The following is a 25,624-nucleotide window of genomic DNA, read 5'->3' on the forward strand; positions in this document are numbered from 1 at the left end:
AAAAGACTGCTTATGACGACAATAATATTTTTGCCAAAATGCTGGACGGGGATATTCCATACCACAAGGTTTATGAAGACGATAAAACCCTTGCCTTTATGGATATTATGCCGCAAGCAAAAGGTCATGTATTGGTCATACCTAAGCAAAAAACAGCTGATTTGGCTAATCTTGAGCCAGAGTATGCTGCCGCTGTTTTGATGACCTCCAAAAAAGTCATGCAAGCGCAGCGTAAAGTGTTCGAGCGTGAAGGTATCATCCAAATGCAGTTGAATGGTGCGCAATCAGGTCAAACGGTTTTTCATTATCACATACATCTAATCCCCTCGAGTATTCATGAGCTGGGTCGCCATGCGGTGGCACAAGCTGATCAAAGTGAACTTGCCGATATTGCAAAGCAACTTGCTGCAGCAATCAATGATGCGTAATCGCAGTACCATGTTTTGTGATATAAATACCATGCTTTATGACCTTAATATCTATAGCGATATGTAGGTCTAAGTCATAGCGCATTAACATAAGTGGTGTACAAGATAAGAAGACAGCTCGCAAGCTGTCTTTTTTGTTGCTTAGTAATAGTCATGTAACGAGCGTTAAGGTCATGTTACGAGTCAGCTGGTCGTCTAGGGTTTTTGAAAAGAATGTGATAGATATGATGCGTGTTTACTAACTTATCGTTAATCGACTCATTACTAACTAATTTAGATTTAACGCACAACCATAAACTATCTATTAGCTATCTTACATTCACCTTTGTCCTTACCAATGAATAACTATAAAAAAGGCAAAATCAACTTTTGGGAAATCGCTTTTCATGAGTAAATTACCTCGTTCTACTATTTTATTACCAGTCTTTGTACCCGCTGCCATCATTATGCTGCTACTGGTCATTGGTACAGCGATCAATCCTGAAGCAGCAGGTGCTTTATTCAACGATGTACTTGCCTTTACGACTGAGACGTTCGGTTGGTTTTATATGTTGGCAGTGGCACTGTTCTTGATGTTTATTATCGTATTGGCATTTTCGTCCTATGGCAGTATCAAGCTGGGGCCTGACCATGCTGAAGCGGAATACAAGTTTCTTGAATGGTTTGCTATGCTCTTTTCAGCAGGCTATGGTATCGCGCTCCTGTTCTTTGGGGTAGCAGAACCAGTGATGCATTTTGCCAGTCCGCCACTCTCGGAGCCACAAACGATTGCGGCGGCAAAAGAAGCGATGCAAATTGCCTATTTTCACTGGGGATTTCATATTTGGGCGATTTATGGGGTAGTGGGGTTGTCACTGGCGTATTTTGCATTTCGCCACGGTCTACCATTATCGATACGCTCAACGTTGTATCCAATCATCGGTGACAAGATTCATGGTCCTATCGGTCACACGGTCGATGTGTTTGCGATATTGGGCACGATGTTTGGTATTGCGACCAGTCTCGGTTTGTCAGTATCGCAGATCAACGCGGGACTCAATTACCTGTTGCCAGATCTAATTCCAGTGAACACCACTGTGCAGGTGATTGCTATTGCATTAGTGACGTCAGCGGCTCTGTTGTCTGTGTTGGCAGGTATGGATAAGGGTGTCAAACGCTTGTCTATTTTAAATATGGTGCTAGCGACAGCACTGATGATTTTTGTGTTTATTGTCGGTCCGACCATCTTTATCTTGAATGCCTTTATGGAAAATACAGGCAGCTACTTGGGCAATATCGTTGAGCGTACCTTTAGTTTACAGGCCTATGAGAACAGCGACTGGATCGGTAGCTGGACGCTGTTTATTTTTGCGTGGACAATCGCATGGGCGCCTTTTGTGGGGCTATTTATTGCCAAGATTAGCCGTGGTCGTACCATTCGCGAGTTTGTATTGGGCGTGATGCTGGTACCAACGTTCTTTACGTTCTTTTGGTTTGCTGTGTTCGGTGATACTGCACTACATATGATTATGGTCGATGGGTATAACTCGCTCATTGGCGATGTACAGGACAACCAAGCGATTGCTTTATTTAAACTATTAGAGAACTTACCATTCACTGAGTTTGTGTCGTCATTGACTATTCTATTAATTATTACCTTTTTTGTGACGTCGTCAGATTCAGGTTCATTAGTGATTGATTCACTAGCGGCTGGTGGTCGTAGTGATACGCCGTGGTGGCAGCGCAGCTTTTGGGTAGTGACTGAAGGGGCCGTAGCAGCGGTACTCTTGATCGCAGGTGGTCTAACAGCACTGCAAACAGCAGCTATCGTCAGTGCGCTACCGTTTGCCATTATTATTCTAATCTCAATGTTTGGTATGTGGCGTGCCCTACGTATCGAAGGCCACCGTAATCAAAGCCTCGGTCAAAATAACAAACTGCCACCGCATCTACTCAAACCATCAGCATGGCGCGAGCGTATTGACTACATGACTGACAAACCAACGCGCGATAAGGTCTTGAGTTATATCAAAGAAGTGATTATGCCATCCATGATGGAAGTATCATCTAAGTTTGCAGAGACAGGCTGGACCACTGAAGTCAATTACGATGCAGTCAATAACCGTGCGGTACTTGAGTTGCAGCGTGGCGACGATGTTGAGTTTTGGTATGAAGTGCGCTTATCCGAACATGATGCGCCTGATTATTATACTGAGGGCACCGCGGATACCTTACCGCAAGAGCATCATCACCGTGCTGAGGTTTATCTACGCCGCGGTGGTCAAACATATGATCTATACGGCTACCAGTCTGAGTCAGTGATTAATGACATCATCGATCAGTTCGAAAAATACCTGCATTTCCTCAATGTATCACCTGATAGCCTACCATGGCGTATGCAAGAACATGATGAAGATATCACCCTAGAGCAGGGCAGTGTACTCGACAAATAATAGAATGAATGCGTCAATAGTAATTATAAATCAGGCAAGCTATTTACCGTAATAGCTTGCAATAAATATAAGATTCCTTAGAATAACGGCTTGTTTTCCTTACAAATCAAGCCGTTTTTTTATGTCTATTGATTCTTCAGTTTTATCCTCGTCCGCCTCAGTGTCTGACCATCCGTTATTGCAGCCATTAGTCATCGGTGGTCTGACTATCGAAAACCGTCTGATGGTTGCCCCGATGGCAGGGGTGACGGATAACCCTTTTCGCCGTCTGTGCAAATCATTCGGTGCAGGTCATGCGGTCAGTGAGATGATTATCGCAGATACGGCACTCTATGCACGCAAAAAATCACTATATCGTGCCAATTTTAATAATGAGATTGCCCCTATCTCTGCACAGATAGCAGGTGCGGAGCCTGACAAATTGGCTGAAGCGGCTCGTTATCAAATCGATAACGGTGCACAGATCATTGATATTAATATGGGCTGTCCTGCCAAAAAAGTCTGCCGTAGGCTGGCAGGCTCTGCCTTACTACAAGATGAGGATTTGGTCGCGCGTCTATTAGATGCAGCAGTCAATGCGGTGGATGCCCCTGTCACGCTAAAGACAAGATTGGGATTTGAGAATGGTCGCGAGAATATTTTGCGAGTAGCGAAGCGAGCAGAGCAAGCAGGTATTACGGCGATTGCCATTCATGGGCGCACGCGTGAGGATATGTATACGGGTGAAGCGCGTTATGAGCTCATACGAGAAGTCAAAGACAGCATCAGTATTCCGGTTATCGCTAATGGCGATATTGATAGCGCGCAAAAAGCCCAGCATGTCTATGAGATGACGGGCTGTGATGCGGTGATGATTGGTCGTGCGGCGCAAGGGCAGCCATGGATATTTCGTGATATTGAGCATTTCTTGCGTACGGGCGAGCGTCTGGATGCCCCAAGTATCAGTGAGATAAAAGAGATTGTACTGGCGCATCTACAAGAGCTCTATGACTTTTATGGTGAGTACTCTGGCTGCCGTATAGCCCGTAAGCACATCGCTTGGTATACGACAGGTATTCCGAACTCTAACGCCTTTCGGCAAGCAATGTATGGCGAAGAGAGCACCGCTGGACAATTTCGAGTGGTTGAGACTTTTTTGCAGGCGCATAAGTAGTAGAAGACCGCGATGCTATTATGCTCATCTAGTATCTATCATCACACTTGTATAGCAGATACTGCATAAGCGTATCTTTTTCGTTTCCTATGCTTTATCGATAGGTGTCGTATTCTCAGCAGGGGTAGTGGCGAGGTTTTCTTTCGGCAACGGTTTTTCTTTTTGCCAAGGGAACCGACCTTCTAGCTCTACCTGTAATGATAAGCTCAAAAACGTTCTAATAAGTACGATAATACCCAATACTATTACGCTACGTAACGATGGCTCTGTGACCACAGTGGCGACGATATCAGCAGCGATAAGTACCTCTAGGCCTAATAGGATAGATTTACCAACAGTCTGCCTGATATCGACATACGTATTATGGTTGAAGCCTCCTGGTAGTCGAAATGCCCTATAAAACGCAAAAAATATGCCAAAAAACATTATAAGAACCCCAATGACTTCGACTATTTTGGCAATTAGATCGATATAATGGGTTAACGTTTCTATCAAAATATATCCTCCTCAAACTCAATTAGTACATAGCAGAATATTAAATCTTACCGCTATTGTATGATTATATACCACTGCATACCTGCATAATCATCGTACTAGCTGTCAATTACTGGTGTTTTGTTCACTTTATACGATATTTTTTTGCTATGCTATAAACGAATATTTATTGGCATAGGACAGACAAAAAGGACTTTTTATGGCTAATCCCTCGAAAAAAGCAATAACCAAAGCAGTGAAAGGTAAGAATATTATCATTACAGGCGCGTCAAGCGGTATTGGCGAGCGTACCGCTTTTTTATTAAGTGAGTGCGGTGCCCACGTTATTTTGCTTGCACGTACTGAAGACAAGCTTAGAACAGTAAAAGAAAATATTGAAATACTTGGTGGTAGAGCCAGTTATTATCCATGTGACCTCACCAACATGGATGAGATCGAAAAAACCAGTGATAAAATTCTGACTGATTTTAAACATGTCGATGTACTCATAAACAATGCTGGTCGCTCGATTCGTCGTTCGGTGCATGAGTCTGTCAACCGTTTTCATGACTTTGAACGTACGATGGAGATTAACTATTTCGGTGCCGTCAAAATTATTCTTGGGTTTTTGCCCACGATGATTGGTCGCCGTACTGGACAGATTGTCAATATATCGTCAATTGGTGTATTGGCAAATAGTCCTCGATTTTCTGCATATGTGGCATCAAAATCTGCATTGGATGCCTTTAGTCGTTGCCTAGCAGCAGAAGTGAAAGGGGATAACATTAAAGTCACCAATATCTTTATGCCATTGGTACGTACGCCTATGATTGCTCCAACTAAGCTGTATCGTTATATGCCTGCGCTTATGCCAGACGAAGCTGCATTGATGGTAGCAAGAGCTATTGTTGATAAGCCAAACAGTATCGCTAGTAATATGGGTAAATTTGCATCAGCGACCTATTCGTTGGTACCAGCATTCAACGTCGGTATTCAGTCGATTGGTTATCGTATCTTCCCAAGCTCTACTGCAGCACAGACCAAAGACAGCAAGCCAAACCTTGCTCAACGCGCTTTTGCTAAGATTTTGCCTGGTGAATATCACTAGAGTAGAAACTTTTTGAGTTTTTAAGCAAATGAAAAAAGGATACGATGGTATCCTTTTTTATGCTTCTGACTTTTTGAGTGATCTAATGATTAGCTTGTTTGATTATTCAGTTGCCGTGAGAGAGATATTTAGATGATATTTCGATTTGCTTTTGATTTTAAGAATATTTATTTGAGAGTGATCAGAGACGATCGATGGCTATCTATAAAAACTTCGAGGGTCAGCAAAGGAGTCCGTAATTTACAGACGGTTTTTAGGTTATAAGCTATAAAATGGTGTCTACAGTTAGTCTACTCAACGCCTATTTGACTTGCTGGAACCATGCATCGTTGATCGCCGTTTCGTTCGAGTTAAAATGGACACATATCCTTTCGTTACATTTTTTGGCATACCAGTATTCGTCGAGCCCTATTTTTATTTCAAATAAATCCTTGGTCACGACATCGCCAACCGTATATATAGATCCTTCTTCAAAAAAAGGATTGCCAATGATGCATATAAGTTTGTCACCAGAAACTATCACAAGTGTATCTCCCCAAAATCAAAACAACATAGAATATATATTATTTATGAACAAATGCCAATTATAAAGACGGTATTTTTTTATATTTCTGGCTTATATCATCGATTATCCGATAAACGGTAAAAAAAAGTCCATTTTATGACTGTTTGTTTGTATTAGGATTATTTTTGTAAAGTTGGTATTTGTTACCAAAAGTATTAATTGAGCAAACTAATATCTATCTGTTTGGGTTTGTCATTTATGTTCACATAATATAAATAGGTGATAGTAGACTCCTGTACCTAGATACCCATAGCGTTCAGTTATTCATATCAGTCAGAATGTACCCGTGACTATTTACTACAAAGTCTCTTATAGTGATAATAATGACTTGATAGCCCGACTATAAACTCAAAATTATTTGTATATATTTTCTCACCTAGTGTGCTGGTAAGTGTGCGCTGCGTGAGTTATCAGAGGTTTTTAATGATCAAACAACATCGGCAGGCATTAGTCGTTGAAGGTGGCGGAATGCGCGGCGCATTTACCAGTGGCGTTTTAGATGCTTTTTTACAGCAACAGTTCAATCCTTTTGACCTTTGTGTGGGTGTTTCCTCAGGTTCAACCAACGTCGCTAACTATTTGGCTGCACAAGAAGGTCGTACCTTGCACATTTACTTAGATCACTCTCTTCGATCTGAATTTATTCGTTATGGTCGTTTTTTTAGAGGCGGTGACTTATTAGATTTGAAGTGGATGTGGGACGTTGTTGAACAGGAATATCCGCTAAATCAGGAGCAATTATTTGCCAATCATGCTGAATTTTATATGGTATTGACGCATGCTATTTCAGGAGAAGCGACCTATATCAAAGCTTGTAAAGCAAATATTTTGGAGGGGTTAAGAGCATCAAGTTCTATTCCGGTGCTGACCAGGCAAGCCGTTGAGATATTTGGTGAGCCTTATTTTGATGGCGGTGTGGCTGATGCTTTACCCGTACATTGGACTGCCAAGCAGGACCGCGTCGCTAAGATGATGGTTGTACGTACTCGCCCCAAAAACTACTATAAAGCGAGTCTCAAAGGCGATAAGTTACTGGCAAAATACTACGCTAAGCAGCGCCAAGGTTTTGCTCAAAGCTTATTGACACGAACCCAACGCTATAATGATGCCGTGCAATTTTTGCATACATCGCCATCACAGACGCTTTTAGAGATTTGTCCACCTGACTTAAAAAATATGGCGAGCCGGTTGTCTAAAAATAAAGCTAAAATTCGCTATAGCTATGATGTCGGGCTGGATGCTGGGCACCAAGCGATTGAAGAGTGGTACAGGCTCTAGTTCAACGAATGACGGACAAGTAATGCTACGTTACATATGGTGAGCTAATATTTTTTAACCAAAAACCCGCCATAATATCCAAAACACACCCAGCATTATGATAGCGATAACGAGCACGCGTTTTAGCCAGTAGGGGAGCAACGGTTTTTTGTAACCCAAATCATTCAATTGACTGTCTACACCCGCTTGCAGACTTTTAAACCCTTGCTCTGATTTAGTCGATTTGACCCGATTTTTTACTAGCGGTCCAGAGTCCTCTTCAATGTCTTGTTCTCTATCGAAGCTAATGGCTTGATTAGGAATGCCTTGTTTATTGGCAATGGTGCTTAGCTTTTGCTGCTGCTCTATTTTTAGCTTGGTCTCATAAGCATCAATCCGTACCTTGGCCTCGTCCATACTGATGTTTTCATCAGCTGCCAATGTCTTGATCGCCATGACCAAGTTGTTTTTTTCGATCATTGTAATGATTGCTTTGGGCAGCTTTGTATTGACGGGCTTTGTGATAGGGTCGGGATTAAACATGGTTGTCCTTAGTGTCAAATAGATGCCACATAGAGTAGGAGAGTATCGTCGGTTTATTATAACCATGTTACACAAACAATGTTCAAGCAAAAAAATACCGCCATCACATTATGATTGCGGTATTTTATTATTTATCTTGTGTCAGCATTGATGCCAATTTTTGATAAATTATAGATCTTTCCAGCGTTGAATGGCTTCATGGATGACTTTTTTGGCCTCGCTGACATCGCCCCATGATTCGACCACAGTGGTTCCTGGTTTTTTCAGGTCTTTATAGTGGTTGAAATGATACTCTAGCTGATTGATGATTTGTTTTGGTAGGTCATCCAAGCTGTTGTAGGCGTTGCTATTGTTGCGATCATCGGCAGGAACAACAACAATCTTGTCATCAACTTCGCCATCATCAACAAATTTCATCACACCAATTACTTTGGCTTTTAAGAAAACACCTGTGGTCAATGGCTCTTCCGTTAGAATCAACAAGTCCAGTTCATCGCCATCTTCGTCAAGGGTTTGCGGGATAAAACCGTAGTTGCAAGGCTTTGCAAAAATTCGTGGATCAACACGATCAAGCTCAAATACCGCCAATTCGCGGTTCCATTCGATTTTGTGGTTGCTACCAGTTGGAATCTCAACAACGGCGTTAATAATGCCGCCGTCTACATCGCCTGCGTCCAAGATTTTATTAAAATCTGCCATAAAATACTCCATTTTCTTTTGTTTTAGAAGTTTGAATAAGGGGTTGAGCTTTGAGTGCCACAACATCGTATTGGGGCATCCGATTTATGCTGCATGCGATTATAGCAAGTTTGAATCAAGTTTTCTCACAATGCGTAAGTCTAAGCGTGCAAGACATTATGCAAAAAAAGATTATGCAAGAACACACTCAAAGCACTTATTTAGGTGCAATCGCTCGTAATTTAATTAAACCAGCATGGCGTTTTGCAATATTGTCGATGAGTTTTTGAGTAACGACGTCATAGCTCAGTGCCTTACTTATTTGTTGAGCCGTTCGGTTTTGTGTCTCTTTTTGCATATCTACAAAATCCGATAGGCGTAGCATTTGCATACCTGCATACCCGCATGGGTTGATCGCATTAAATGCTGATAAGTCACAATTGAGGTTAATCGCAATACCGTGATAGCTAAAGCCATGCTTAATCTTGAAACCTAATGAGGCTATTTTGCCCAGCATAATTTTATGATCAAGAGGTGTGTCATCACACGAGGTGCTGTTGGTTGATGTGTCGGTATCGGTAGGGTCAGCGTAAAGATAAACACCAGGGGCATCACGTCGGGCATGAGCGCTGATGTGGTCATCACTAGATGATGCTGAGCCATGCAAACAGTCGTTGACGACATCCTCGATCGCCTGCTCTGCGTGAGAGACTAGATGACGCACGCTCCATTTAAGGCTGTCCAAGTCAAACAACCAGTAAATCACTAATTGTCCATGACCATGCCATGTCACCTGACCACCGCGATCGGTCTTTATAATGGGCGTATCGGTACGCTGTAATATGTGCTCTTCTTTACCAGCTTGTCCGAGTGTATAGACGTCGTTATGATCCACGATCCACAACTCATCAGGGGTACGCTGTTCTTGTTGTTTTTTTAAATCGATACGAGCAAGTGTGCGTGATAGCATCGCATCAAGCGTAGAGACGTAGTCGGCTGCTGATAGAGATTTACTGATCAGTGTGTCATTAAGTTGTTGCGTGTCGTTTGGCATGGGAGTGTCTTATTATTGTCTGGTGTAAAGGGGCACAACGGTTTGGCGTAAAGGTATGGTGTATAAATAGGCAGTGTAGCAGTTTTAGCAACTGTCGCTCAAAATTATATGCTATCACGCTGCCTGTAAAGGTGGCCGACGCTCATAAAAAAGAAGTGCGAGAAGGCGCTAAAAATATTTGTATATCATTGCGTTAAAGGTCAAAAAACAGTATTGATACAAACCCTGTAGTCAATCAAAGATGCTGTTCATTGCGCAGTCGATGCGCTACATTAAAGTAGCACAAATGGAACTTGATAGAATCTACAGTCAAAGCAGTATAGTAAACAGCAGGACATTTAAAAGTAAGATAGTCAAAAGTACATAGGACTATATAGAGCTGATCATAAAATAGACCTGAATACAAAATAAAAAGGTCTGCCTAGTAAGACCGTACCTATAACCCAATATAGCGCCGTGACTGCATTATAATATATGAACATAAATGATATGAGCATAAACGACTACGACAAGGAAGAAAAATGACAGATAACAATCAACACACCCCTGAGCAGACATCAGCTGATGCCCGAACTGTGCTACAGCGTATGCCCGAAGCACTGAGCACTGCTACTACTATCGATGAGATGAAAGCACAGTTTTCACGCTTGCAGATGTTGAGTCGTACGCAGCCAATCAATGACTGGAGAGAGCGTGAGACTCATCTGGATAATTTAGAAGTGATGCTGAGTGATAATCAAGAGAGCTTTGCAAAGGCGATCAGTGCTGACTTTGGTTATCGCAGCCAATCAGAGACCCAGTTTGCCGAGTTGTTCCCGAGCTTTACGGGTATTAGTCATGCCAAAAAACACGGCAAAAAATGGATGAAAACGCATCGCGCGCCTATCTCAGCCCTATATATGCCAGCACATAATGAGATCCAGCCGCAGCCGTTGGGTGTGATTGGTATTATGGTGCCTTGGAACTATCCACTATACCTAGCCATTGGCCCAATGATCGATGCGCTCACTGCGGGCAACAGAATCATGGTCAAGATGAGCGAAGCGGCGCCGCAGTTCGCTCAGGCGTTCGCGGATGCTATTGCTCGTTACTTTTCACCAGATACGATCTGTGTGGTACTGGGTGAGGTTGATATTGCTGCAGCCTTCAGCGAGTTGCCATTTGATCATCTGCTCTATACAGGATCGACTGCTGTAGGCAAAAAGGTAATGGCTGCTGCTGCACCTAATTTGACGCCAGTGACGCTTGAGCTTGGTGGCAAATCACCAGTGATTGTATTAGATGATGCCAACTTAGAGTCTGTGGTCAATCGCGTGATGATGGGCAAAACATTAAATGCCGGTCAAACCTGTATTGCTCCAGATTACGTGTTGATTCCGCGTCAACATCATGACCAGTTCATCCATTTAGCAAAAGAGTGGATGGCAAAACACTATCCTAATATCGAAGAAAATCCGGACTATTCGCGTATCATCAATGGTGAGCAGTTCAAACGGGTCAAGGGCTATCTAGATGCACTAACTGGTGATGAGATACATGCCCTTACCACTGCGGAGCCTAATATAGAAACACGTCTGATGCCGCCAGTCATCGTGAGTGAGCCTGCACCTGATAGCGATATTATGCAGAACGAAATATTTGCCCCAATTTTACCATTGGTGCATTACGAAACCCTTGATGATGCGATTTATTTTGTCAACTCACGTCCACGGCCATTGGCGTTGTATGTCTTTAGTGATAACTACAGTAGTGTGGAGAATGTGCGTAATAATACAGTCTCTGGTGGTCTATGTATTAATGAGGTGATTATTCATGTTGCCCAGCATGACTTGCCATTTGGCGGGGTTGGTGACTCTGGTACAGGCGCATACCATGGCAAAGCTGGTTTTGAGCGTTTGAGCCATATGAAGCCTGTCTTTGTACAAACCAAGCTTAATGGTCTCAATTTCTTGCTGCCGCCTTATGGTGGACTGTTTAAAAAGGCGATGGCGCTGTTTTTAAAATGATAGTTTGTGAAATAACAAATTTTGAAATAATCTCTTCTAGAGGGTTGGTTTTTAAAAGAAATACCTTTGAAATATTTGTTCTAAAATAGACGGTTCAAAAATATCTTAGTTAGACTATTTTATAATTCATATTTTACAACTTACAGTACCTATTTAGATAGGTGCTGTTTTTTTTGTTCAAAAATCAATCAACGCAATCAGAAAAAGAGTGTTTAGTACCAGAGTGTCTATCTTTGTGGTATCAAAATCAATCATCGCAACCATGATATCTATCGATAAATAAGCATTTGTCATCACTCACATAAATCGATACACTTTGTAGTAAGTCTAAACAACAGTAGATAATATTTGCATGATTCATAAATGTCATTGATCGATATGTCACCACAAAATGCCATCATAAGGCTTTGCTGATTCGATGCTTACTTCATGCTAATACAAAAAAAATAGGACAAAGCATGCGTCAATGGATCGCGTTAAGTTTACTGTGTATGAGCGCGCTGTTGCTACCCGTATCAGCATCTGCAGCTTGTGAATCACCTATCAAATTTGGAGCACTTACTTGGGAGAGCGGTCAATTTATCTCTGGTGTACTCAAATATATCGCAGAAGATGGCTATGATTGTACAGTTGAGGAAGTGCCAGGAGCAGGCCCTGCGCTAGAGACGGCACTGTCGCAGAACGATATCCAAATCATTGGTGAGCAATGGATTGGTCGTTCACCAATTATGGAAGACGCCATTGCACAAAATAAAGTCGCTGTCATTGGTGATACGCTAAAAGGCGGTGCGACCCAAGGCTGGTACGTCCCAAAATACGTCTTAGAAGAAAACCCAGGACTGCGCAGTTATCAAGACCTGCCCAAATATGCTGACCTATTTATAGATCCCGAAGACCCAAATAAATCGCGCTTTATGAACTGTCCCTCTGGATGGACATGCGAGATATTCAATACACGGTTGCTAAAAAACACCGGTCTAGACAGTATTTTTAATAATGCTCATCCTGGTACTGGCGCGGCGCTCGATGCCGAAATCGCCTCCGCTTTTGAGCAGCATAAGCCGCTATTATTCTATTATTGGCAGCCCACGGGACTCATGGCAAAGTATGATTTTGCCGCGTTGGAATTTCCTGTTCATAAAGATGCCTGCTGGCAAGATCTATTGCTTGCTGACGGTACGTCTGACTGTGTATCAGGCTTTCCTGTATCGCCTTTAGGCATCGCAGTATCTACGCCATTTATTAAATCTAATCCTGAGCTGGCAGAGGTGTTCGAGCAGGTACAGTTTACGCCTGATGAGCTCAATGGTGCGATCTTAGAGATGAGCGAAACAAAGCGTAGTGGGGATGAGCAGGCGCTGGTGTTTTTGCGTGAGAACCCAGACGTTTGGCGTGAGTGGTTGTCTGGAGATGCCAGTACCAACCTTGCCTCAAACTTAGGTATCGGCTTAGATGGTGCTATTACTGAGGATACTACTACCGCTAGCATCGATGGCTCCGCCCAAGCAACAATATTCCCTTCATGGTCACTTGAGACGCCGCTCAATAACGCCTTGGCAAGTGTGGTTCTAAACTATGGAGACGTATTTCGCACTATTAGCACAGCCGCGCTTACGTATTTACTTTTACCTATCGAGCGATTGCTGACCATCATTCCGCCTTGGCTGATTATCGCTTTGGTGGCTGTGCTGGCATGGTTTGGTGTTCGCAAGATTTGGTTTGCGTTGGCATGCGGCGCGGGGCTGTTTTTGATTGGTGCTTTTGGATTATGGGACGCATTAATTGATACCTTGGCGTTACTTATCGTATCAGTATTGGTCACCGTAGTGATTGGTATTCCTATCGGCATTGCGATGTCAGGCAGTAAGCTACTGCGTAAGATTGTGACGCCAGTACTCGATGTGATGCAGACCATGCCAAGCTTTGTGTACTTGATTCCAGTGCTGATGCTATTTGGCATTGGTAAAGTGCCTGCATTGTTTGCAACGGTTATCTATGCACTGCCACCACTGATTCGTCTGACGACACTAGGGATTACTCAAGTTAATCACGAAATGGTCGAAGCAGGACGCTCTTTTGGTAGTACGCATTTGCAGCTACTTATTTGGATCAAACTGCCACAAGCGCTGCCTAGTATCATGGCAGGTATCAACCAAGCGGTGATGATGTCGCTTGCGATGGTGGTACTGGCGTCGATGATTGGTGCCCCAGGGCTTGGCGAGGATGTATTGCAATCTATCCAAACCCTAAATATCGGGCAAGGACTGCAAGCAGGGACGGCTATCGTTATCGTTGCCATTATCATTGACCGTATTACTCAAGCGTTTGGTCAAGGCAAGCGTGCACGCCAAAAAACGATTAGGGCAGGTAGGCGTCCCATTGGATAGTTGTTTATCCAATCGTCAGTGACTAAAGCAATAATAAAAAATCAGGCAATAGTGAGAGCAATGATGAATCATATCCAACTAAAAAATATCAGCAAAATTTATAATGCCGATAGCACACAAGCACAATCTGCATTGGCATTACTGGCTGAGGGTATGGACAGTACTGCTGTCAAAGAACAAACTGGCTACTCGGTGGGTCTCTACGATATTAACTTGGATATCAAAGCAGGCGAGCTACATTGCATCATGGGGCTATCAGGTTCTGGTAAGTCTACGTTGATACGTCATCTTAATCGCTTGATCGATCCTACTAGTGGTGAGATATGGGTGGATACTGCGCTTAATGCAGATCGTATTACTCAGGCAGTGACAAATACTAAAAGCCGTGCAGGAAGAATAGAAACGCTCGACCCAACAGCAGAAGAACTTTCAGGAACCGCTACTAATATTTTGTCGCTTAATGATAAGCAATTGCAGCACTATCGGCAGCAGACGGTTAGTATGGTATTTCAGCATTTTGGTTTGGTGCCGCACATGACAGTGATGCAAAATGTCGCTTATGGGCTACGTGTCCGCAAAATGAGTGTGAATGAACGCAATGAGAGTGCACGGCACTGGCTAAATGAAGTGGGACTTACCAATGTAGAGCACAGTTACCCAGACGAGCTGTCAGGCGGTATGCAGCAGCGTGTTGGACTGGCCCGAGCATTAGCAACCGACAATCCGATTTTGTTGATGGATGAGGCATTCTCTGCGCTTGATCCACTTATTCGTGCCCAGCTGCAAGATCAGCTGCTTGCACTGCAAGACAGACTCAACAAAACCATTGTTTTTATCACTCATGATATTGATGAAGCCATCAAAGTCGGTCAGCGCATTAGTATTTTAAATGGTGGACGACTGATACAGACTGGCACCTCAAGTGAGTTACGGCATAATCCTGTTGATGACTATGTCGAGCAGTTCATGAGTGCAAAAGCTTGATAAGCCCTAATACTTAATAAGACTTGATAAATACTAAGAAAACTCTGATCTAAAATAAATAAAAAACGCTAAGCTAAGCCTTAGCGTTTTCTGTGTTATATGCCCAATATGCCAGCTCACTAATTTGAAGGTTGTACTAATTTTGCTGCAATCTATAGTGAACTCTGAAATAAACACCAAAATTCGTTATACTTAATGGCTTTTTGATAACACGCGCTTGATAAAGGTTTGTCGTTTATTATTTAGATACTATGTATAGTTCAAATACAGTCTATATTTCAAATACAGTTTATATCTCAGATACAATGTCGCTTGGTCTATTCAGTGACGTTTGTTTCTCATTTTGCACTTTTAAGGCCATAGCATGACTGCTATCTATACCCCGATCATTACCTCACTGCTTGATAATGACTTGTACAAATTTACCATGCTACAAGCCATGCTGCATCAGTTCCCTCAGACACATGGTGTTTATCGTTTTCGCTGCCGCAATAATAAAGACACGGCCTATCCATTGGCTGATATCCAAAAAGACTTAGAGCAGCAACTAGACAGCTTATGTGAGCTGCGTTTTTTACCAGATGAACTGGACTACCTGCGCAGTTTGCGCTTTATGCGTTCAGATTTCGTCGATTATCTTGAGTTGTTTAAGCTAAAGCGCCGTTTTATTACGGTCAGTACCGATGAAAAAGGGCGCTTATCTATCGATATCGAAGGACCGATGATTCAAGCGATGTTCTTTGAAGTATTTGTGCTCGCTATCGTCAATGAGCTATATTTTAATGCACTATCGAATGATAGCGTGATTGAAGAAGGACAGCGCCGCCTCGATGAAAAGGTCACGCTACTGCACCAATATGCGGTAGAGCAAGCAAACAATGGTGTCGATACACCGCCGTTTATCGTTGCTGATTTTGGCACGCGTCGACGTTTTAGTAAACGCTGGCAAGCACATGTGGTGGAGACGTTATACAGCGCTGAACCAAAGATCGTGAGCGGTACCTCTAATGTATATTTGGCAAAGCAGCTTGGAATGACGCCAATAGGGACGATGGCACATGAGTTCATGCAGGCATTTCAGGCATTGGATGTGCGTCTGCGTGACTCACAAAAGGCCGCACTTGAAGCATGGGTACATGAGTATCGTGGCGACTTAGGCATTGCCTTAACTGACGTGGTCGGAATGGATGCGTTCCTGCGCGATTTTGACTTATATTTTGCCAAGCTCTTTGATGGGCTACGCCACGATAGTGGCGACCCTTATATTTGGGGCGATAAAGCAGTTGCCCATTATGAGAAGCTAAAAATAGACCCAAAGACCAAAATTTTGACTTTCAGTGATGGCTTGAACTTAGAGAAGGCGTGGGAGCTGCATCAATACTTTAAACATCGTATCAAAACCAGCTTTGGCATTGGTACTAACTTAACCAATGATATGGGTATTACACCGATCAATATCGTACTTAAATTAGTGGAGTGCAATGGTCAGCCAGTAGCCAAGCTATCTGATAGCCCAGGCAAGACCATGATCAATAATGACACGTATCTTGCCTATCTTCGTCAAGTGTTTGAGGTGGATGAACCAGAGTAAGCCAGAAAAACATTCTGTTGTCTAACTATCAGACTGATTATGCTTGGAGTCGCTAGTAGGGTTTTCTTCAGCAAAGGCGGCATCCAATGCTTGTTGAACCGCATTGATGCGAGTCTCGCACACGCGATAAGCGGCGATAGACTCTTCAACGGTGGTCATCAGGTTGTCAATGTCAGGCTCGTCTTGTTGCTGTAGTTCGGCTGCATTGGTTTTCAAAATATCGTAGGCCGCCTTAAAAGTTTTTGGGGCGGCTTTTTTGCGTCTGCGAGTAGGGGTGGTCATAAAATTTCCTAATGTTTAAAGGTAAGTAGACGAGTGTTCTTTAGATATTATTATTTTGTTAAGTTAAAGTGCCTGAGGTTTCTGTTACTTCTTTATCCATAGTTAAATCTATAATCTGTGCTGTTGCGCTACCATCTTTTAGAATGATATTGACCGTTTGCTCAGGATACAGTTGGGCGCTGCTGGTGAGTGTTTGTTTGCCTTTTTTATCCATAAGCATGGTATAGCCTTGCTTGAGCACGCGAGAGGGTCGATGTAATAGTACAATGTCTCGCAGATGTTCACTATCACGCTTCGCTTGTATCACTTGTTGTTGCGCGTTTTGCATAATGAACTCTTGGTAATTTTTACTACGAGTACCGGCCTTTGTGAGCTGCTGATGCGCTAAGTTTTGCGTCTGTACATACCGCTCAGTCGTCAATCTGGCGGCTTGCTTCACTTGGCGCTGCGCGCTTTGTTGAATGCTGCGCCACGCATAATCACTGTCTTTTTGTAGAGCGGTGAGCTGTCCGATAGTTTGCGACTGTATTTGGCTCAACTGGCGCGTGGTTTGTTGCTCGGCAGTATTCAATTGGCGCTGAGCGGCTTGCTTAATTTGCGCTTGATATTGTAGCGTCTGAGAGACGAGCTGTGCTAAATGGTTATGGATAGCAGCAATGACTTTGGAAGGCGTATCAAAGCTTGTGTGCGCAACTTCATCTAAGATAACTCGGTCACGCTCATGACCGATACCGACCCAGACAGGAATAGGTAGCTCAGCAACCAACGCTGCCAACTCATAATCATTCAGATAAGCCAAATCACCAACTGCACCGCCGCCACGAATAATGACTAACAAGTCTGGTAGGTGCTGGTAAGTATCATAAAACGCCTGTTGGGCGCTAACAATCGCTTGTCGTATCTCGGCAGGCGCGTGATTGCCCTGAAAGGTCGCATGATGATAGTGGAACTGACAAGCGCCTGTATTCGCTAAGCGATTTGCATCGGCTTGAAAGTCGCCCAATCCAGCAGCCTTTTCGGGTGCGATGACCAGTACATGCTCGATATCAAAAGGAGTCGGAAGCTGTTGGTTAAGATGCAGTAGGCCTTCGCCTGTCAAGCGATCAACCATCTCTGCATATTGCCGTGCTAAGTCACCTAGCGTATAGCTAGGATCAATATCTTCAATGGTGATAGAAAAGCCATATAGGGCATGGAAACCTGCCGATACTTTGAGTAGGACAGTCAAGTCACGCTCAAGGGGCATGCCTGTTGAGCGCTCAAACTTAGCCAACACACGAGACGCTTTAAAACGCCAAAGATTACCGCGGCAACTGGCAATTACTTTGCCAGCATCGTCTTTTTCTGCCAACTCAAAGTAATAGTGACCGCCCTTACTTGATAAATTGCGGATTTCCGCCTTGACCCAGACACGGTGATCAAAGGTTTGCTTGATGACCATTTCAACCGCCGATAAATAGTCGCTCAGGCGTAGGACGGTATCTTCTAAATGGTCTTCTTGCTCAGCGAGTTCTGCTTCCAATGTTGCCAAATCTTTAGCAGGCGCTAATACTTTGGCGGGTTTGATATTTGAAAGATTGGGTTTGCGCATGATATGAGACCGAAGATGATTGAAATACAAAGACTGATGAGGTAGTGACAAGTAGAATATGAACAGTTTAACCCAAAAGGGCGTATACAAAAAGCGAAGCCAACACGCTTTGAGCGATATATTATCGACATCGAAGCTTGTTGGCTATTTGATTGGCATCAGATTGTCTATGATATCAGCAGTATCAGCAGATGACTCGTAAATTTACCATCCGTAAGGTGGCTATCGTATAAAGTAGGTTGTTGGCTTATTGGCAACGAAAACTAATAGTATATTCATAGTCATCATCACGCGACAAGTTAGGTGTGCCTGTACCAAAGATAGAGCCAACGACTGCACCCATTTGTCCAACCATGCGACCAGTACGCTCATTCAAGATACCGTTATATTGCACGCTATCTTCTACGATAATCACTTGCTTGCTACGACAGGTTTTTTGCGCACTATCTATGGCATTCTGTTGCGCCTTTACTTTAGTATCGCTAATACCAGTAGTCTCATAAATGGAATTGGCACGTTGAATCACAGGCGATGATGGTGTGCTTTGACACGCACTCAATGTCAGTATAGCCGCGAAACACGCACCTAGACTGGCGGTTTTATTAAAAGTATTCATAAATGATTCCTGAGGTTACAAAAAAAACATCATGATTATAAGTAAAGCTTTATGAATGTAACCTAACGATATATTAAATGTCTAGACGCTTATGGTGTGTTGTATTGCAGCGATATTGCGAAGAGACACTGCCATAAGTGCGTTTAGTGAAATGAGCGAGGTCTAAAGCCTAAATCCCAAGGCTAAAAATAACTTTCATTCGTTTAAAACAAAACAAGACACGACCGTACACAGCAAATTACTTGAAATATAAATCATATCTAGCATAATTGAGCCATTCATTTTTTATTAAAAAGTAATACTATGCAATTGATTCCCGCTCCTGCTGGTGTGCTCGAGGTCGACGCACTATGGCAACAAGACAATCCGAATGACCCAAACACTGATACCGTGGCGCTACTGTGTCATCCTAATCCCCTGTTTGACGGTACGATGAATAACAAAGTAGTCACGACTATGTATCGCTTTGCTCGTGATAATGGCATGCATGTGGTGCGCTTCAACTTCCGCGGGGTAGGTCAATCGACAGGTGAGCACGATTACGCGGAAGGTGAAGTCGTCGATGCAATGACCGTGCTACAATGGATCGCCGAGCAAACCAATGCCCGCAAACTATGGCTTGGTGGTTTTTCTTTTGGTGGATATGTTACAGCCCGCGTGGCTGAGCAAGTGCTTGAAGCCCCGCATATATGGGGAGTGGGTGATTTTGAAGTTTCAAAAATTGCCCTTATTGCACCATCAGTCGAAAAAAACGACAGTAGTGACATTGATCTACCCGCTGACAAAACCTTTGAGATTTATGGCAATGCTGATGAAGTGATTGAACCTGACAATATGCAAGCGTTTGCAGATCGTCTAGGGCTTGAGGTTAGCGTCGTCGATGGTGCTGGACACTTTTTCCATGGACGCCTGTCAGAGCTCAAAAAATTATTAGAAGCCCATAGCTTTGGGCATGACGGCTAGCTTTGGCTTTATAATTGTTCTTCAAAGGTCGTTATTTCACAGCTTTGTCTTTGAAGATGCTTTTTGTAGTACATCTCACAGCCAATGTTTTTGAATGAAGTACCTTGATGTGAAATGTGTTGACGGGTAGTGTTTCTTGTCAGATGCTTGGCTATCCCACTGTTTTGTTATTTAATTTTGATATTTATTGAATCCAACGATGAGTCGTATTATGAGTTTATCTCCATTGCAACGTTACGAGAAAGCCGTCAGTACAGATGAGTTTACCCGTGATGAGCAGCAGTTTCAGGCCATGAGTTCCCTTGATGAGATATACCATCAGCTCATCAATAGTGCGCCGCAAAAGAAAGGTTTTTTTGGGTTTTTGAAGTCTAAGCCTGTTGCACCAACTGGGTTATATATGTGGGGCGGTGTGGGACGCGGTAAAACGTGGATGATGGACATGTTCTATGATTCATTGACCATTGAGCGCAAAATGCGCCTGCATTTTCATCATTTTATGCAGCGCGTTCATCAAGAGTTGAATAAACTCCAAGGTGAAAGCAATCCACTCGAAAAGGTCGCCGATATTATTTATGAAGAAGCGGTCATCATCTGTTTTGATGAGTTTTTTGTGTCTAACGTATCCGATGCTATGATTTTGGGTGATTTGTTCACCATGCTATTCAATCGCGGCATTACCTTGGTCGCCACATCCAACATTGAACCCGCTGGACTATACAAAGATGGCCTGCACCGTGACCGTTTCTTGCCAGCGATTGCAGAAGTTGAAAGCCATACAAAAGTGATGAATATTGACTCTGGTATTGATTACCGTCTGCGAGTGCTCCAACAAGCGGAGTTATACGAGTCGCCAATGACCAAAGCCAACCATCACTGGTTAGCCAACCGCTTTGCCAGCCTGTCTGATAACCAAAAAATTAGTAATGATCCTATTACTATTAATGGTCGCGAAGTAAAAGTCAATGCGCGTACTGATGATATTCTATTCTGTGATTTCCGCCATCTGTGCATGGCACCGCGCTCAGCATCTGACTTTATTGAGCTTGCCAAACAGTTCAGTACGGTATTGGTCGATTCAGTTCCCGCCTTGGATGATGATCTGCGTGATCCAACGCGCCGTTTTATTTACCTTGTTGACGAGTTTTACGATCGCCGTGTAAAACTATTGGTACGAGCAGAACAATCAATTTTGGACTTGTATCAAGGAGAAAAGCTGGCGTTTGAAATTGAGCGTACTCGCTCGCGCTTGCTTGAGATGCAATCAGAAGATTACCTACGTATGGAGCACCGTGTCGAGGATGCTGCATAGTTTTCCTTAAAGCTGTATTGCTGATATTTCATGCTTATTACCTCTAAAAGTACTGTTAAAGATCTATTTTTTAGAACTGCTGAGTAATAAGAATTAGGCAGTCAGTGATAAATATTAAAAATAATTAGCAAAAATAGATAATAATAAGTAAGGATAAAAAATGACTACGACAAATGAAGATAATCTAGAAACGCTAGACAATAAGCTGTCCGTGAAAAATGTATCAGGAAGCGATATGTCATCTACCAGTGATGAGTTAATAGGTTGGATCAATTCAAGACGCAGTATGGGCAATCTAGATACACCAGCACCGACGCGTGACCAGATTGAGTCTGCTATTGAGTGCGCAGCAACAGCACCAGATCACAAAAAATTGCGCCCATGGCGATTTATTGTGACGCAAGGTGACGCGCGACATGAGCTTGGCAATGCTCTGGTTGAAGCCGTAAAAACAAAGGCATTACAAGATGGTGAAGAGGTGTCTGAGAAGACCATCAAAAAAACCCACACTATGCCACTTCGTGCACCAGTGATTATAACTGTGGTTACTCAAATGCAAGCGCATAAAAAAGTCCCACCATTTGAGCAAATGCTTAGTGCTGGCGCTGCGGTGCAAAACCTTATATTGGCGCTAAAAGCCCAAGGGTTTAGTACGGTGTGGCGTACTGGACTACTATGTAACGAGCCAGCAGTAAAAGCCTATTTTGGCGTAGGGCCAGATGATTATGTGACCGCTTTTGTTTATACTGGCACAAGCCCCAAAAATGAGTCTGCCCGCAAACCTATCGATATCGAACCGTTAGTACGCTTCGAGTCATGATTTGACCCTATAGGATTTCTTGGTAATAGTATTGCCAAAATAGACAGTCAACCTGTGTATCTAAGATATCAGGGGTAAGATAGATTCTATTGATAATAAGTCAGTCAACACGGATAAAAGAACATGACAAGCCCTAACAACAGCAATAAAGACAATAGCAGCGCTAGTGATGAGACGAGCAACAATACGTCTGATAAACAAAATGGTATGCTGGCAGGTATATTAGAGCGTGCAAGTAAGTCAGGCATCGGTCGTAAAAAATCAATACCGAGTCCAGTGGCGTCTGCAGTTGCAAAGGATATGGCAGATATTCATAGTAACCCTACCAAGCTGCGCTTGGCATTTTTGGGTGGTGGTAGCTTTGGTACAGCAATGGCGAATTTGGCCGCGCGCAATGGTTGTGATACGACGTTATGGGTACGCAATAAACGCACGGTTAAAGCAATGGCAAAAACCCAGACCAATAAAAAGTATCTACCAGGCTATAAGCTTGATGACCGTCTAAAATACAGCCATGATCTGGCGACAAGTGTCAAAGAAAAAGATATCATCTTTATTGCCGTGCCGGGCTTAGCTTTTCGTGAGACTCTCAAGAGTATTGCACCTTTTATCAGTGGACAGTCTATTGTCTCATTGACAAAAGGCATGGAGAAAGACACTTTTGCGATGATGAGCGACATCATTAAAGAAGTATTGCCTGAAGTGAACTTTGGTGTCATGTCAGGACCGAATCTGGCTATCGAAATCATGAAAAATATGCCATCTGCTACGGTTATTGCAAGTGAGTCTGAACCCCTACGCCATGCGGTACAAGCCGCGCTACATAGTGCATTTTTTAGGGTGTTTGCTAGTGATGATATCCGCGGCGTTGAGCTTGGCGGTGCGCTAAAAAATATCTATGCCATTGCTATGGGTATGGCAGCTGCCTATGAAGTGGGCGAGAATACCAAAGCAATGATACTGACCCGTGCGCTGGCAGAAATGAGTCGTTTCGGTGTTGAAGAAGGGGCAAACCCGTTGACATTCTTAGGTCTGTCAGGAGTAGGGGATTTATACGCTACTTGTAGCTCAGAATTGAGCCGCAACTACCGTATCGGCAATATGCTCGGTCGCGGTATGAGTATTGACGCCGCTGTCAAAAAGCTTGGCCAAACTGCTGAAGGGGTCAATACGATTCAGCAGGTTCACGAAAAAGCCACTAAAGCAGGCATCTATATGCCCATTACCCATGCACTCTATGCCGTGATTTATGAAGATAAGGCAGCACTAGGTGTGGCACTACATTTGATGGAAGCAGGATTCCGTAGTGATGTTGAGTTTGTGATGGCTCATGACCATAGCAATGCCGCGCTGACCGCTCATATGAAAAACAGCGCCACAGACAATGCCAACGATAGCGATGCTGATAGCAAGTAAGACCTATCATTTAGGCAAAGTACTATTAGGTAAAATACACTGCCGCCACATGCACCAAGGAAGGTTATGAAAATTATATTAGTACGTCATGGTCAAGCAGAAGATGAGACGCGTCCAGATAGTGCGCGCCAGTTGACTGATTTTGGTCGGCAGCAAGCAGTGCAAACGGCGGAGTACGTGACCACTCATTATAGCCCAGATCGTTTTATAGTCAGTCCTTATGAACGCGCGCAACAGACACTGTCTGCATTTCAGTTGCGCGCGCCAAAAACACCATCATCTATCCAATCCAACATCACGCCTTCTGATAATGCTCGTCAGGCGCTAATAGATATCGCTAATATTGAGGCGGAGTGTCTGGTAGTGGTTTGCCATATGTCGATTGTTGCTTATATAGCGGGGCTGCTTACCGGTGAGTCTCCTGAGTCATTCTCTTTGGCAGAAGCTAGAGTGTTTGAGATGGAGTTTGTGATGACAGGTATGGCAACAGAAGTGGATCGGTTTGTGCCTGATCAGCCATACTAAAAAACTTGGACATTTAGCAGATGCCTTTGGGGTTCTGCCTCATGAACGTATGGTTACAATTGCATCAATAATTGAGGACACGTTTAGTGTTACACGTTTGGTTACGAGCGCAGCATAGTCCGCTAGCTGTCTGGCATGAAGAGGTACAGCAGTGGCAAATGGTTGACAGCTGGCAGCAGCTGCAAACGGTCTATAGCCATTATAAATCCAATAGCCAAAAGTTACTTTGCCTATATTTTCCCTCAAGCTATGCACTGCAGGTAGATACCGAGCTTAGTGCTACTCAGCTCAAGCAGCTAGGCAACAGCGGTAAGCAGTATCTGTTTGAAGAGACCTCGCTCACACCTGTTGAGCAATTGGCTATTCGCCAGTTAGGTCATGCTGATACTACGCAGCTGTATGCACTGGCGCAAAGCGATATTGAGTCCTGGCAGCAAAGTGCTCAGCTTATTGGCATGAATATCGTTGCCTTACTTCCTGATTTTTTATTGTTGCCGCCACCAGAGGAGGGAGCAGGTCAGCAAGTGACACTGTACCAAGATGGGCAGACGATGCTATTGCGTCAGTCAGTGCGCCAAGGTATGGCTGTCAGCTATTTACCGCTGATATTGGAGCGTTTGCCGCACTTAAGTGAAGTGATGATGCTATCGTCTATTGAGGCTTCGAGTCTCGTAGACAACCAGTCGATAGATGATAGTCTAAACACGGCTATAGAGTCTAAGGAGACTGCTGTTACGGGTACACAAGATATTCAGACGATGTCAGCGACAACCAGCGCCATCGCACAAACAACAGCGCTTATCGCTGATGCTCAACTGCTATTGACGACGCTACCGAGTATACCTAAACCCATTGACTCTCCTGAACGTCATGCTCTTAACTTTTTTATTAAATCAACTGACTCGCAGCTATCACCTTATCTGCGAGTGGCAATGATGGTTGCGCTAGCGGCCTTGGTGCTACAGATGGCAACCGATGGCGTACAGTGGTACAAGTACAATGAGGCCACTGCTGCAACTAAGACCGAAATCGCGGCGCAGTATCAATCTTGGTTCGCTGATGAGCCACTCAGTACACGTACCAAACTCCAAGTACAACTGCAACCCAAGCTGATGAGCGACAGCCAAGCACCCGAGTCGCATATAGCCGCACTATCAAAGATATCACCTTTGATCAAGCAGTCCTCGCTACGCGCGCAATCATTAGTCATGCAACCATCAACACTCAGTTTCACGCTCATTGCACCTGATCGCGGTAGTCTAGATCAGTTTACGAGCACACTGGTTGCACAGGGATTAAGTGCTAAGCTTGCACAAGTGAATAGTAATGAGCAAGGCCAGTTCAGTGGTCAGATTACTGTAAATGTAGTGGAAGGGAGTGGTGCAACAGACAATGTGGCAGCGTCATAACTCATCTAGGTATCGGTAATAAAGGTTAAA

Annotated in this window: 22 protein-coding genes; 15 read left to right on the plus strand and 7 right to left on the minus strand. The window is 43.6% G+C overall.

What is annotated here, in order from left to right; genetic code table 11:
• The 3 genes from AC5JPY_RS00005 to dusB all read left to right on the plus strand — a co-directional run.
• On the plus strand, positions 1 to 428 hold a 428-nt coding region (locus AC5JPY_RS00005; protein WP_493851657.1), incomplete at its 5' end, for an HIT family protein.
• Between the two features lie 386 nt (positions 429 to 814).
• On the plus strand, positions 815 to 2,860 hold the full coding sequence (locus AC5JPY_RS00010) for a BCCT family transporter (RefSeq protein ID WP_493851658.1): 2,046 nt from the start codon (positions 815 to 817) through the stop codon (positions 2,858 to 2,860).
• A gap of 121 nt (positions 2,861 to 2,981) precedes the next feature.
• Positions 2,982 to 4,013 (plus strand): tRNA dihydrouridine synthase DusB, encoded by a 1,032-nt coding sequence (dusB, locus tag AC5JPY_RS00015; protein ID WP_493851659.1) that lies wholly within the window; start codon positions 2,982 to 2,984, stop codon positions 4,011 to 4,013.
• A gap of 87 nt (positions 4,014 to 4,100) precedes the next feature.
• Here dusB and AC5JPY_RS00020 read toward each other — a convergent pair whose 3' ends face one another.
• Complete coding sequence (locus AC5JPY_RS00020) at positions 4,101 to 4,508, minus strand: DUF1622 domain-containing protein (protein ID WP_493851660.1); 408 nt, start codon at positions 4,506 to 4,508, stop codon at positions 4,101 to 4,103.
• Between the two features lie 199 nt (positions 4,509 to 4,707).
• Here AC5JPY_RS00020 and AC5JPY_RS00025 point away from each other — a divergent pair, with 199 nt between their 5' ends.
• Entirely contained in the window at positions 4,708 to 5,595 is an 888-nt protein-coding gene (locus AC5JPY_RS00025; RefSeq protein WP_493843369.1) for an SDR family NAD(P)-dependent oxidoreductase, read from the plus strand.
• A 988-nt stretch (positions 5,596 to 6,583) separates the two neighbouring features.
• On the plus strand, positions 6,584 to 7,438 hold the full coding sequence (locus AC5JPY_RS00030) for a patatin-like phospholipase family protein (protein ID WP_493851661.1): 855 nt from the start codon (positions 6,584 to 6,586) through the stop codon (positions 7,436 to 7,438).
• 54 nt (positions 7,439 to 7,492) lie between these two features.
• Here the strand turns inward: AC5JPY_RS00030 and AC5JPY_RS00035 are convergent, their stop codons facing one another.
• The 3 genes from AC5JPY_RS00035 to lipB all read right to left on the minus strand — a co-directional run bounded on the left by AC5JPY_RS00035 (position 7,493) and on the right by lipB (position 9,692).
• On the minus strand, positions 7,493 to 7,960 hold the full coding sequence (locus AC5JPY_RS00035; protein ID WP_443524216.1) for a hypothetical protein: 468 nt from the start codon (positions 7,958 to 7,960) through the stop codon (positions 7,493 to 7,495).
• 168 nt (positions 7,961 to 8,128) lie between these two features.
• The gene (locus AC5JPY_RS00040; protein ID WP_443524214.1) at positions 8,129 to 8,659 is read right to left on the minus strand and encodes an inorganic diphosphatase; all 531 of its coding nucleotides are present in this window, start codon (positions 8,657 to 8,659) and stop codon (positions 8,129 to 8,131) included.
• 196 nt (positions 8,660 to 8,855) lie between these two features.
• Positions 8,856 to 9,692 (minus strand): lipoyl(octanoyl) transferase LipB, encoded by an 837-nt coding sequence (lipB, locus tag AC5JPY_RS00045; RefSeq protein WP_493851662.1) that lies wholly within the window; start codon positions 9,690 to 9,692, stop codon positions 8,856 to 8,858.
• Positions 9,693 to 10,213: 521 nt separating this feature from the next.
• On the opposite strand from lipB, the gene AC5JPY_RS00050 reads away from it, so the two are divergent.
• From AC5JPY_RS00050 to pncB, 4 genes are all read left to right on the plus strand, one after another.
• Positions 10,214 to 11,698 (plus strand): coniferyl aldehyde dehydrogenase, encoded by a 1,485-nt coding sequence (locus tag AC5JPY_RS00050; protein ID WP_493851663.1) that lies wholly within the window; start codon positions 10,214 to 10,216, stop codon positions 11,696 to 11,698.
• A 458-nt stretch (positions 11,699 to 12,156) separates the two neighbouring features.
• Positions 12,157 to 14,085 carry a glycine betaine ABC transporter substrate-binding protein gene (locus AC5JPY_RS00055; protein WP_493851664.1) on the plus strand — a complete coding sequence of 643 codons (1,929 nt, stop codon included), beginning with the start codon at positions 12,157 to 12,159 and terminating at the stop codon, positions 14,083 to 14,085.
• Between the two features lie 63 nt (positions 14,086 to 14,148).
• The gene (locus tag AC5JPY_RS00060) at positions 14,149 to 15,069 is read left to right on the plus strand and encodes an ATP-binding cassette domain-containing protein (protein ID WP_493852701.1); all 921 of its coding nucleotides are present in this window, start codon (positions 14,149 to 14,151) and stop codon (positions 15,067 to 15,069) included.
• A gap of 364 nt (positions 15,070 to 15,433) precedes the next feature.
• Positions 15,434 to 16,660 carry a nicotinate phosphoribosyltransferase gene (pncB, locus tag AC5JPY_RS00065; protein WP_493851665.1) on the plus strand — a complete coding sequence of 409 codons (1,227 nt, stop codon included), beginning with the start codon at positions 15,434 to 15,436 and terminating at the stop codon, positions 16,658 to 16,660.
• Positions 16,661 to 16,681: 21 nt separating this feature from the next.
• Here pncB and xseB read toward each other — a convergent pair whose 3' ends face one another.
• The 3 genes from xseB to AC5JPY_RS00080 all read right to left on the minus strand — a co-directional run bounded on the left by xseB (position 16,682) and on the right by AC5JPY_RS00080 (position 19,149).
• Positions 16,682 to 16,942: an exodeoxyribonuclease VII small subunit gene (gene xseB / locus AC5JPY_RS00070; RefSeq protein WP_443524205.1), complete on the minus strand. Its 261-nt coding sequence runs from the start codon at positions 16,940 to 16,942 to the stop codon at positions 16,682 to 16,684.
• Positions 16,943 to 17,000: 58 nt separating this feature from the next.
• Entirely contained in the window at positions 17,001 to 18,533 is a 1,533-nt protein-coding gene (gene xseA / locus AC5JPY_RS00075) for an exodeoxyribonuclease VII large subunit (RefSeq protein WP_493851666.1), read from the minus strand.
• A 247-nt stretch (positions 18,534 to 18,780) separates the two neighbouring features.
• Positions 18,781 to 19,149, minus strand: a complete 369-nt coding sequence (locus AC5JPY_RS00080; protein WP_319050271.1) for a hypothetical protein — start codon at positions 19,147 to 19,149, stop codon at positions 18,781 to 18,783.
• 303 nt (positions 19,150 to 19,452) lie between these two features.
• Between AC5JPY_RS00080 and AC5JPY_RS00085 the strand changes: the two genes are divergently transcribed.
• The 6 genes from AC5JPY_RS00085 (at position 19,453) to gspL (ending at position 25,594) form a co-directional block, all read left to right on the plus strand.
• Entirely contained in the window at positions 19,453 to 20,112 is a 660-nt protein-coding gene (locus tag AC5JPY_RS00085) for an alpha/beta hydrolase (protein ID WP_443524202.1), read from the plus strand.
• A gap of 211 nt (positions 20,113 to 20,323) precedes the next feature.
• Entirely contained in the window at positions 20,324 to 21,424 is a 1,101-nt protein-coding gene (gene zapE, locus AC5JPY_RS00090; protein ID WP_319050273.1) for a cell division protein ZapE, read from the plus strand.
• A gap of 235 nt (positions 21,425 to 21,659) precedes the next feature.
• Positions 21,660 to 22,244, plus strand: a complete 585-nt coding sequence (locus AC5JPY_RS00095; protein WP_493852702.1) for a nitroreductase family protein — start codon at positions 21,660 to 21,662, stop codon at positions 22,242 to 22,244.
• A gap of 123 nt (positions 22,245 to 22,367) precedes the next feature.
• On the plus strand, positions 22,368 to 23,660 hold the full coding sequence (locus AC5JPY_RS00100) for an NAD(P)H-dependent glycerol-3-phosphate dehydrogenase (RefSeq protein ID WP_493851667.1): 1,293 nt from the start codon (positions 22,368 to 22,370) through the stop codon (positions 23,658 to 23,660).
• A 66-nt stretch (positions 23,661 to 23,726) separates the two neighbouring features.
• On the plus strand, positions 23,727 to 24,185 hold the full coding sequence (locus AC5JPY_RS00105) for a SixA phosphatase family protein (RefSeq protein ID WP_493851668.1): 459 nt from the start codon (positions 23,727 to 23,729) through the stop codon (positions 24,183 to 24,185).
• Positions 24,186 to 24,271: 86 nt separating this feature from the next.
• Positions 24,272 to 25,594 carry a type II secretion system protein GspL gene (gspL, locus tag AC5JPY_RS00110; protein WP_493851669.1) on the plus strand — a complete coding sequence of 441 codons (1,323 nt, stop codon included), beginning with the start codon at positions 24,272 to 24,274 and terminating at the stop codon, positions 25,592 to 25,594.
• Positions 25,595 to 25,624: the final 30 nt, after the last annotated feature.

The organism is Psychrobacter sp. H27 (genome assembly GCF_059072655.1).

Bases quoted from the DNA above. Each gene is read 5' to 3' on its own strand.
- AC5JPY_RS00010 (WP_493851658.1), top strand. From the start codon at position 815: ATGAGTAAATTACCTCGTTCTACTATTTTATTACCAGTCTTTGTACCC.
- dusB (WP_493851659.1), top strand. From the start codon at position 2,982: ATGTCTATTGATTCTTCAGTTTTATCCTCGTCCGCCTCAGTGTCTGAC.
- AC5JPY_RS00025 (WP_493843369.1), top strand. From the start codon at position 4,708: ATGGCTAATCCCTCGAAAAAAGCAATAACCAAAGCAGTGAAAGGTAAG.
- AC5JPY_RS00030 (WP_493851661.1), top strand. From the start codon at position 6,584: ATGATCAAACAACATCGGCAGGCATTAGTCGTTGAAGGTGGCGGAATG.
- AC5JPY_RS00035 (WP_443524216.1), bottom strand. From the start codon at position 7,960: ATGTTTAATCCCGACCCTATCACAAAGCCCGTCAATACAAAGCTGCCC.
- AC5JPY_RS00040 (WP_443524214.1), bottom strand. From the start codon at position 8,659: ATGGCAGATTTTAATAAAATCTTGGACGCAGGCGATGTAGACGGCGGC.
- lipB (WP_493851662.1), bottom strand. From the start codon at position 9,692: ATGCCAAACGACACGCAACAACTTAATGACACACTGATCAGTAAATCT.
- AC5JPY_RS00050 (WP_493851663.1), top strand. From the start codon at position 10,214: ATGACAGATAACAATCAACACACCCCTGAGCAGACATCAGCTGATGCC.
- AC5JPY_RS00055 (WP_493851664.1), top strand. From the start codon at position 12,157: ATGCGTCAATGGATCGCGTTAAGTTTACTGTGTATGAGCGCGCTGTTG.
- AC5JPY_RS00060 (WP_493852701.1), top strand. From the start codon at position 14,149: ATGAATCATATCCAACTAAAAAATATCAGCAAAATTTATAATGCCGAT.
- pncB (WP_493851665.1), top strand. From the start codon at position 15,434: ATGACTGCTATCTATACCCCGATCATTACCTCACTGCTTGATAATGAC.
- xseB (WP_443524205.1), bottom strand. From the start codon at position 16,942: ATGACCACCCCTACTCGCAGACGCAAAAAAGCCGCCCCAAAAACTTTT.
- xseA (WP_493851666.1), bottom strand. From the start codon at position 18,533: ATGCGCAAACCCAATCTTTCAAATATCAAACCCGCCAAAGTATTAGCG.
- AC5JPY_RS00080 (WP_319050271.1), bottom strand. From the start codon at position 19,149: ATGAATACTTTTAATAAAACCGCCAGTCTAGGTGCGTGTTTCGCGGCT.
- AC5JPY_RS00085 (WP_443524202.1), top strand. From the start codon at position 19,453: ATGCAATTGATTCCCGCTCCTGCTGGTGTGCTCGAGGTCGACGCACTA.
- zapE (WP_319050273.1), top strand. From the start codon at position 20,324: ATGAGTTTATCTCCATTGCAACGTTACGAGAAAGCCGTCAGTACAGAT.
- AC5JPY_RS00095 (WP_493852702.1), top strand. From the start codon at position 21,660: ATGTCATCTACCAGTGATGAGTTAATAGGTTGGATCAATTCAAGACGC.
- AC5JPY_RS00100 (WP_493851667.1), top strand. From the start codon at position 22,368: ATGACAAGCCCTAACAACAGCAATAAAGACAATAGCAGCGCTAGTGAT.
- AC5JPY_RS00105 (WP_493851668.1), top strand. From the start codon at position 23,727: ATGAAAATTATATTAGTACGTCATGGTCAAGCAGAAGATGAGACGCGT.